This is a genomic window from Thiobacillus sp., assembly GCF_024708915.1.
On the sequence record NZ_JANJXQ010000282.1, the window covers coordinates 1 to 2,495 of the forward strand.

General features: G+C 62.8%; 2 protein-coding genes. Both read left to right on the top strand.

Features of this window, described 5'->3' with window-relative positions; genetic code table 11:
• Positions 1-22 precede the first annotated feature (22 nt).
• Entirely contained in the window at positions 23-2,053 is a 2,031-nt protein-coding gene (gene uvrB, locus Q0L94_RS17740; protein ID WP_296755990.1) for an excinuclease ABC subunit UvrB, read from the top strand.
• On the top strand, positions 2,050-2,495 hold a 446-nt coding region (locus tag Q0L94_RS17745; protein ID WP_296755987.1), incomplete at its 3' end, for a low molecular weight protein-tyrosine-phosphatase. The genes uvrB and Q0L94_RS17745, both read left to right, overlap by 4 nt.

The window sequence follows — 2,495 nt, forward strand, 5'->3', positions numbered from 1 at the left end:
TTTTAGCCGCGAAATTCTACCCGTGTTCGTCACCTTCCCCAATAGCCCGTTCCGTCTGTTCCAGCCGTTTCCACCGGCCGGCGACCAGCCGACCGCGATCGCCCAGCTGGTCGAGGGGATCGAGGACGGCCTGTCGTTCCAGACCCTGCTCGGGGTGACCGGCTCGGGCAAGACCTTCACCATGGCCAACGTCATCGCGCGCACCGGCCGGCCGGCGCTGATCATGGCGCCCAACAAGACGCTGGCGGCGCAACTGTATTCGGAGATGCGCGAGTTTTTCCCGGAAAACGCGGTCGAGTACTTCGTCTCCTATTACGACTACTACCAGCCCGAGGCCTACGTGCCGGCGCGCGACCTGTTCATCGAAAAAGACTCCAGCATCAACGAGCACATCGAGCAGATGCGGCTGTCGGCAACGAAATCATTGCTGGAACGGCGCGATACGGTGATCGTCTGCACCGTGTCGGCGATCTACGGTATCGGCGACCCGTCCGACTACCACAGCATGATCCTGCTCTTGCGCGAGAACGAGAAGATGAGCCAGCGCGAGGTCATCGCGCGGCTGACGCAGATGCAGTACGACCGCAACGACATCGAATTCAAGCGCGGCGTGTTCCGCGTGCGCGGCGACGTCATCGACATCTTCCCGGCGGAACACGCCGAGACCGCAATCCGCGTCGAACTGTTCGACGACGTGGTGGAAACGCTGCACCTGTTCGACCCGCTCACCGGGCAGATCCTGCAGAAGGTCGGGCGCTTCACCGTGTTTCCGTCCAGCCATTACGTGACGCCGCGCGAGACAACATTAAGGGCAATTGAACAGATCAAGGTCGAACTGCGCGAGCGGCTGGAGTGGTATTACGCCAACGGCAAGCTGGTCGAGGCGCAGCGGCTGGAGCAGCGCACCCGCTTCGACCTCGAAATGATGGTCGAGCTCGGCTTCTGCAAGGGCATCGAAAACTACTCGCGCCATTTGTCGGGGCGCCAGCCGGGCGAGCCGCCGCCGACATTGATCGACTACCTGGCGAAGGACGCGCTGATGTTCATCGACGAGTCGCACGTCACCGTGACCCAGGTCGGCGGCATGTACAAGGGCGACCGCTCGCGCAAGGAAAACCTGGTCGATTACGGCTTCCGCCTGCCGTCGGCGCTCGACAACCGGCCGCTCAAGTTCGAGGAGTTCGAGGCGCTGATGCCGCAGACCGTGTTCGTCTCGGCGACCCCGGCCAAGTACGAGGCCGAGCACACCGGCCAGGTGGTCGAGCAGGTGGTGCGCCCGACCGGGCTGGTCGACCCGCTGGTCGAGGTGCGGCCGGTGGCGACCCAGGTCGACGACTTGATGAGCGAAGCGGGCAAACGCATCGCCGTTGGCGAACGCGTGCTGGTGACCACGCTGACCAAGCGTATGGCGGAAGACCTCACCGATTACCTCGCCGAGCACGGTGTCAAGGTGCGCTACCTGCATTCCGACATCGACACGGTCGAGCGGGTCGAGATCATCCGCGACCTGCGGCTGGGCGAATTCGACGTGCTGGTCGGCATCAACCTGCTGCGCGAAGGCCTCGACATTCCCGAGGTATCGCTGGTGGCGATTCTCGATGCCGACAAGGAGGGTTTCCTGCGCTCCGAGCGCTCGCTGATCCAGACCATCGGCCGCGCCGCGCGCCACCTGCACGGCAGCGCGATCCTCTACGCCGACAGGATCACCGATTCGATGCGCCGCGCGATGGACGAAACCGAGCGCCGCCGCAACAAGCAGCTTGCCTTCAACAGCGAACACGGCATCGTCCCGCGCGGCGTGGTCAAGCGCATCAAGGACATCATCGACGGCGTCTACGACGCCGACGCCACGCGCCAGGAACTCAAGGCCGCGCAGACCGTGGCCGAATACAAGGTGCTGGATGAGAAAGCACTGACCAGGAAGGTCAAGAAGCTGGAAAAAGACATGCTCGACGCGGCGAAAAACCTGGAATTCGAGAAGGCTGCGGAACTTCGCGACCAGTTGAAGGCACTCAAGCAGGTATTGTTCGGAGTGGAAGAACACGATTCATGACTAAAGTACTTTTCGTATGCATGGGTAATATCTGTCGGTCGCCGATGGCGGAAGGCATGTTCCGCAAGGCTGTCCAGGATGCCGGACTGAACCGGGAGGTGGAGGCGGATTCCGCCGGCACCCACGCCTACCATATCGGCTCGGCGCCCGATCCACGCGCGCGGCAGGCGGTGCGGCAACGCGGGGCGGACATCAGCGGACTGCGCGGGCGCAAGGTGGCGGACGACGACTTCGAGCGCTTCGATTACATCCTGGTCATGGACGGCGACAATTACAACAGGCTGATCCAGCGTGCACCGGTGCAACACCACGGCAAGATCCGGCGGCTGCTGTCGTTCAGCCGCAAGTATCCCAATCTCGACGTGGTCGACCCGTATTACGGCGGCGTACAGGGCTTCGAGGAAAACCTCGACATGATCGAAGACGCGGTACAAGGCCTGAT